Below are 6,049 nucleotides of genomic sequence, written 5' to 3'. Positions count from 1 at the left end.
TCGTCTCAGAGAGACGGGGTTATCAACATATCTGGCGTTGACTTTTGGCACGCTGTTGAGTTCTCAAGGAACGGACGCTTCCTTCGTACTCACCCGCAGCGACATTCTCTGGGGCTTTCCTCCGGGCGCTTCCCTTCGGTGTTTCCGACTCTATCAGACTCTTTCGTGTCCGATTCCCGGCCGGAGCGGGTCGCTTCCAGTTCTTCGCGCTTTCGCGCTTTCCCTTTCGGCTTTTCCGACTCTATCAGATCCTTTCGGGCCTGATTCCCAGTCAGCGGGGCTTGTCTTCCCGGCTGTTGGGCCGTTCCGACGTCCCAGACCCTAGCGGATCCCCTCGGCGACTCATAATCGAGCCATTCGAAATTGATTTCGGCATGCCGAAATCATTCCCGATGAGGGGGCCGTGCAGAGGTTGGGATGCCGCATCTCAGCGGCGGACGGTTGCCGCAGAACCGTTCCGGCTCCGTGACAACTCGGAGAACTTTACGGATCGGGCAGGGGCGTGTCAACTGTCGCCCGCGGGTCCCGGCCGACCCGTCTAGTCGAGGTCCTTGAGGCGGCCGCCGGCGTCCGGCTGGGCGTGCTCGACGCGGCGCAGCAGGCGGATGAGCATCTCGCCGAGCGCGGCGCGCTCCTCGCCGGAGAGGTCCTGGAGCAGGGCCTCTTCGAAGGTGGTGGCCGCGCGCATGGCCTCCAGCCACTTGCTGCGACCTTCGTCCGTGAGCTCCACGATGACGCGCACCCGGTTGTTCTCGTCGCGGTCGCGGGTGACCAGTCCGTCGGCGGCCATGCGGTCGATGCGGTGGGTCATGGCGGCGGGGGTGAGACCGAGGCGCTTGGCGAGCTCTCCGGGGCCCATGCGGTAGGGGGCGCCGGAGAGGACGAGGGTCTTGAGGACCTCCCACTCGGCGTTGCTGATGCCGAGCGCGGCGACCTGGCGGCCGTAGGCGACGTTCATCCGGCGGTTGAGGCGGCCCAGGGCCGATACGACCTTCTCGACCTGGGGGTCGAGGTCGCGGTACTCGCGCTGGTAGGCGGCGATCTGCTCGTCGAGCGTCGGCTCCTGAGGGCCGGACAGCGGAGCCGGCACCGGGTTGTCTCCCATGGGCCGAGTATCGCATGCAATCCGTTGGCGTCTAAGTCCTTCGATGTGTATTGTTAAGGCTCGAACTTTACTTTCGAAGTCTTCGGATGTGAGGCCTTCACGTTCCAAGACCGACCAGAAGCGGGTGGGTGTGACCAAGGCGATGGGGGTAGCGATGCGGCGGATCCAGGCGGGGAACGCCCTGAGCGCGTTCGGGCTCGGGTTCACGGTCCCGTATCTCTATGTGTATGTGGCCCAGGTCAGGGACCTGGGCGCCGGCACGGCCGGAGCCGTGCTGGCCGCCTTCGCCGTCGCCGCCCTCGTCGTCCTGCCGTTCACCGGGCGGACGATCGACCGGCGCGGACCGCTGCCGGTCCTCGTGGGCGCGGCACTGCTCTCCGCCGTCGGTGCCATCGGAATGGGGCTGTCGGGGAACGTCCCGGCCGTCGTCCTGTCCGCCGGTGCCATCGGCGCGGGAACGGCCGTGATGCAGCCGGCGCTGGCCACGATGATCGTGTGGTCGGCCGAGCCCTCGGCCCGTACCCGAGCCTTCGCCATGCAGTTCTTCCTGCAGAACCTCGGCCTCGGCCTCGGCGGTCTCGTCGGCGGCCAGATCGTCGACGCCGACCGGCCGGGCAGCTTCACCCTTCTCTTCTCCATCGAGGCCGCGATGTTCGTGGTCCTCGCGGTGATCGCGCTGACCGTCCGGCTGCCGCGCGCCGCGCAACTCGCCGAGGCACGTCCCGCAGCCGCGAGCGGGGGCGGCGTCCGCGCGATGCTCGGCCACCGGGCGATGGTGCAGCTGTGCGTGCTGGGCTTCGTCCTCTTCTTCGCCTGCTACGGACAGTTCGAGTCCGGACTCGCCGCCTACGGCACCGAGGCCGCCGGGATCGCCCCCGCAACGCTCGGTCTCGCGCTGGCTGCCAACACGGCCGTGATCGTGGTGGCGCAGTTCGCCGTGCTGAAGCTGGTGGAGCGCCGCCGGCGCAGCAGGGTCATCGCGCTGGTGGGGCTGATCTGGGCGGTCGCGTGGATCGTGGCCGGGTACGCGGGTCTCGGGCACGGCAGCGAGGCCATGGCGACGGCGGCGTTCATCTCCACGTACGCGCTGTTCGGGCTGGGCGAGGCGATGCTGTCGCCGACCGTGGCCCCGCTGGTCGCCGATCTGGCGCCGGAGGCGATGGTCGGGCAGTACAACTCGGCGTTCGCCCTGGTCAAGCAGCTCGCGCTGGCTCTAGGGCCGGCCGTGGGCGGTCCGATGGGAGCGTCACTGCACGCTGCGTACATCGTGACGTTCGTGCTCTTCTCGCTGGGCATCTCGGTGATCGCGCTGCGGCTCGGCCGCAGGCTGACGCCGGTGCAGGACCGGCCGGCGCCGGCGAAGACCTCGCGGATCGTCGCCCAGCACGTTCCCGCCCAGCCGGTCCCGGCGGGTCACTGAGGCGCCACGCACTCCTGGGGCAGGGCGAATTCGCACCAGACGGCCTTGCCGCCGCCGGGCGTGCGGCGCGATCCCCACGACGAGGCGATGGTCGCCACGATCGAGATGCCCCGGCCGGACTCGTCGGCCGGGTCGGCCCGGCGGCGGCGCGGCAGATGGTCGTCGCCGTCCGTCACCTCGATGATCAGCCGCCGGTCGGTGCGGCGCAGCCGCAGCCGCATGGGCGGGGTGCCGTGCTGGAGCGAATTGGCGACGAGCTCACTGGTGGCGAGGACCCCGAGGTCGCGGAGTTCGACGGGGAAGCGCCAGGAGGACAGGACTCCGGAGGCGAAGGCCCGGGCCCGGGGCGCCGCCTCGACACCGCCGAGCAGGTCGAGCGCCGCGTTGTGGAACAGCTCGGCGTCCGGGCCGGAACGGGACGGGTGCTGGACGACGAGGACGGCTACGTCGTCGTCGTGCTCGGCGGTCACGCCGAGGGAGCGGAGCAGCCGGTCGCACATGATCTGCGGGGAGCCGGTGGCTCCGGCGAGGGCGCGCTCCAGGGCGTTGACGCCCTCGTCGATGTCCTCGCCGCGCCGCTCGACGAGTCCGTCCGTGTAGAGGACGGCGGTGGCTCCGGGCGGGAGGGCGATCGACCCGGAGGCGTGCAGCCAGCCGCCGGTGCCGAGCGGCGGTCCGGTCGGTTCGGCCGCGCGGTGCACCGTGCCGTCCTCGTGGCGGACCAGTACGGGCAGATGGCCGGCCGAGGCGTAGACGAGGCGGCCCTCGTTGGGGTCGTGCACGGCGTAGACGCAGGTGGCGATCTGGCTGGCGTCGATCTCGGCGGCGAGGCCGTCGAGGAGCTGGAGCACTTCGTGCGGGGGCAGGTCGAGCCGTGCGTACGCCCGTACGGCGGTGCGGAGCTGGCCCATCACGGCCGCGGCGCGCACTCCGCGGCCCATCACGTCGCCGATCACCAGGGCGGTGCGGCCGGCGCCGAGGGTGATCACGTCGTACCAGTCGCCGCCGACCGCGGCGTCCGTGCCCCCGGGTTGGTAGGTGGCGGCGAGACGGAGGTCGTCGGGCTGTTCCAGTTCCTGCGGGAGCAGGGACCGCTGGAGGGTGACGGCGGTTTCCCGGTGCCGGCGCTCGCTGGCGCGGAGCCGTTCGGTGGCCTCGGCGTGCGCGGTGACGTCGGCCGCGAAGACGAGGACGCCGCCGGAGGGACTCCCGGGGGCGTCGGCGGGGACGGGCAGGGTGACGGGGGTGCAGGTGACGGTGTACGAGCCACCGCCCGGCACCCGGCGGGACTTGACGGTGCGGGGCCTGCCGCTGCGCAGCACCTGGTCCATCAGCGGGAGCAGGCCGAGCGCGGTGAGCTCGGGCATGGCCTTGGCGGCCTCGGCGCCGATGGGCCGGGGGCCGAACGCGGCGGTGTAGGTGTCGTTGACGTAGGCGATGCGGTGGTCGGGTCCGTGCAGCAGGGCGACCAGGGCGGGCAGTCGGCCGAGGATCTCGCGGACGGAGAGCTCGTCGAGCGCCGGCGGGGCCGGCACGGGGGCGTCGGACTCGGTGTTCCGTTCGTAACCGCCGCCGCGGGCCGCGGGCACGGAGCCTTCTCCTCGCCTCGTGGGGGCGATCCCTTGGTCGGTGCGCGCCGCCGCGCGACGCTGCGTACCGGGGAGCCGGGCGCTCCAACGCGTGAAGTTCACGGATGTTCAGGCCTCGTGTGTGGTTCGTCGTCGTCGGTCGGGCACGGCCACCACGGTCCGCACATGATCACTCTGTGCAGGTGTGCGCGCACCTATGGTCACACGTCCAGTGTGACGGACCGTACTGACAGTCGTCAGTCGTCCTTGGGGCCGTCGGCGGGGCGCTGCCCCGCGGGTCCTTCCTTCGAGCGGCCCCCCGGGTAGTCCTTGGATCGGTCCCTGGGCCCCTTCCCTCCGGCCGCCAGCTCGAATTCGGCGCGCGGGTGTTCGAGCGAGCCGAGCGAGACGATCTCGCGCTTGAACAGGCCTGAGAGGGTCCATTCGGCGAGAACGCGGGCCTTGCGGTTGAAGGTCGGGACGCGGCTGAGGTGGTACATGCGGTGCATCAGCCAGGCAGGGTAGCCCTTGAACTTCTTGCCGTACACGTGCGCCACCCCTTTGTGCAGACCGAGGGAGGCGACGGAGCCGGAGTATTCGTGGCGGTACTCGGCCAGTTCCCCTCCGTCGAGGGAGGCGGCGATGTTCTCGGCGAGGACCTTGGCCTGGCGGACCGCGTGCTGGGCGTTCGGCGCGCACTCCTTGCCGGGTTCGTCGGCCGTCAGATCCGGTACGGCGGCGGCGTCTCCGGCGGCCCACGCGTGGTCGACGCCCTCGACGGTGAGCATGGGTGTACAGCGCAGCCGGCCGCGCCCGTTGCGCGGGAGGTCGCTCGCGGCGACCACGGGCGCCGGTTTGACGCCGGCGGTCCACACGAGGGTACGAGTGGGGAAGCGTGAGCCGTCACTCAGTACGGCGACACGGTCCTCGCACGATTCGAGGCGGGTCTCGAGGCGTACGTCGATGTTCCGGGAGCGCAGTTCGCGGATCGCGTAGCGGCCGAGCTCCTGGCCGACCTCGGGGAGGATGTGGTCGGTCGCCTCGACGAGGATCCACTTCAGGTCGGCGGGCTTGAGGTTGTGGTAGTAGCGCGCCGTGTAGCGGGCCATGTCCTCCAGCTCGCCGAGGGCTTCGACGCCCGCGTAGCCGCCGCCGACGAAGACGAACGTGAGCGCGGCGTCGCGGACGGCCGGGTCGCGGGTGGCGGACGCGATGTCCATCTGCTCGATGACGTGGTTGCGCAGACCGATGGCCTCCTCGACGGTCTTGAAGCCGATGCCGTAGTCGGCGAGACCGGGCACCGGGAGGGTGCGGGAGATGGAGCCGGGCGCGAGGACCAGTTCGTCGTAGGTGATCTCGTCCGTGCCGACGCCCTCGTCCTCCGAGGCGAGGGTCTTGACGGTCACGGTGCGTTCGGCGTGCCGGATGGACTCGACCTCGCCGATGAGGATCCGGCAGCGGTCGAGGGTCCGTCTCAGCGGGACGACGACGTGGCGCGGGGAGATCGAGCCTGCGGCTGCCTCCGGCAGGAACGGCTGGTACGTCATGTACGAGTCGTGGGTGACCACGACGATCTCGACCTCGCCGGCGGCCAGCCTGGTTCTGAGCGTGCGCTGGAGGTGCAGCGCGGTGTACATCCCAACGTAGCCGCCGCCGACGACGAGGATGCGTGTGCCTGACGGAGGTCCGGGGAGCGTTCCCGGTGAGTAGGCAGCCTTCACCATCCCATGACGCAACGTGCTCGCGGCTTTGTCCACAGGCCCGACGAATTGTGTGACCGGAAGCCGGGCTCGGCCACGGTGGCCGAATATGGTCGTCCGGGCTGGAGTTCCGCAGGTCAGGAGGCACGGGGGAGGGGCCGGGAGGGGGCCGAATAAGGAAGGTTTCGGTCCATACTCCGATCGGGGGGCGCTCTGTGCGGAACTACCCTCTTCTGAATTGACTCCGGCTCAACTA

The 6,049-nt window shown here is 70.4% G+C and carries 4 protein-coding genes; 1 reads left to right on the top strand and 3 read right to left on the bottom strand.

What is annotated here, in order from left to right; genetic code table 11:
- Positions 1 to 538: 538 nt before the first annotated feature.
- Positions 539 to 1,105, bottom strand: a complete 567-nt coding sequence (locus tag ACZ4Z5_RS04790; protein ID WP_468256577.1) for a MarR family winged helix-turn-helix transcriptional regulator — start codon at positions 1,103 to 1,105, stop codon at positions 539 to 541.
- Positions 1,106 to 1,247: 142 nt separating this feature from the next.
- On the opposite strand from ACZ4Z5_RS04790, the gene ACZ4Z5_RS04785 reads away from it, so the two are divergent.
- Positions 1,248 to 2,525 carry an MFS transporter gene (locus ACZ4Z5_RS04785; protein ID WP_468256659.1) on the top strand — a complete coding sequence of 426 codons (1,278 nt, stop codon included), beginning with the start codon at positions 1,248 to 1,250 and terminating at the stop codon, positions 2,523 to 2,525.
- Here the strand turns inward: ACZ4Z5_RS04785 and ACZ4Z5_RS04780 are convergent.
- Together ACZ4Z5_RS04780 and ACZ4Z5_RS04775 are read right to left on the bottom strand one after the other, a co-directional pair.
- A complete protein-coding gene (locus tag ACZ4Z5_RS04780) occupies positions 2,519 to 4,216 on the bottom strand; it encodes an ATP-binding SpoIIE family protein phosphatase (RefSeq protein ID WP_468256575.1) in 1,698 nt (565 codons plus the stop codon). The two genes, ACZ4Z5_RS04785 and ACZ4Z5_RS04780, sit on opposite strands and share 7 nt — an antisense overlap.
- Positions 4,217 to 4,350: 134 nt before the next feature.
- Entirely contained in the window at positions 4,351 to 5,817 is a 1,467-nt protein-coding gene (locus ACZ4Z5_RS04775) for an NAD(P)/FAD-dependent oxidoreductase (protein WP_468256573.1), read from the bottom strand.
- Positions 5,818 to 6,049: the final 232 nt, after the last annotated feature.

This window comes from Streptomyces sp. NPDC030222, from assembly GCF_055573115.1.
Note: the sequence above shows the minus strand (reverse complement) of the source record. Positions and strands in the feature narration are given on the sequence as shown.

Excerpts from the sequence above, each read along its gene's own strand:
- ACZ4Z5_RS04790 (WP_468256577.1), bottom strand. The coding sequence starts at position 1,105 with ATGGGAGACAACCCGGTGCCGGCTCCGCTGTCCGGCCCTCAGGAGCCG.
- ACZ4Z5_RS04785 (WP_468256659.1), top strand. The coding sequence starts at position 1,248 with ATGGGGGTAGCGATGCGGCGGATCCAGGCGGGGAACGCCCTGAGCGCG.
- ACZ4Z5_RS04775 (WP_468256573.1), bottom strand. The coding sequence starts at position 5,817 with ATGGTGAAGGCTGCCTACTCACCGGGAACGCTCCCCGGACCTCCGTCA.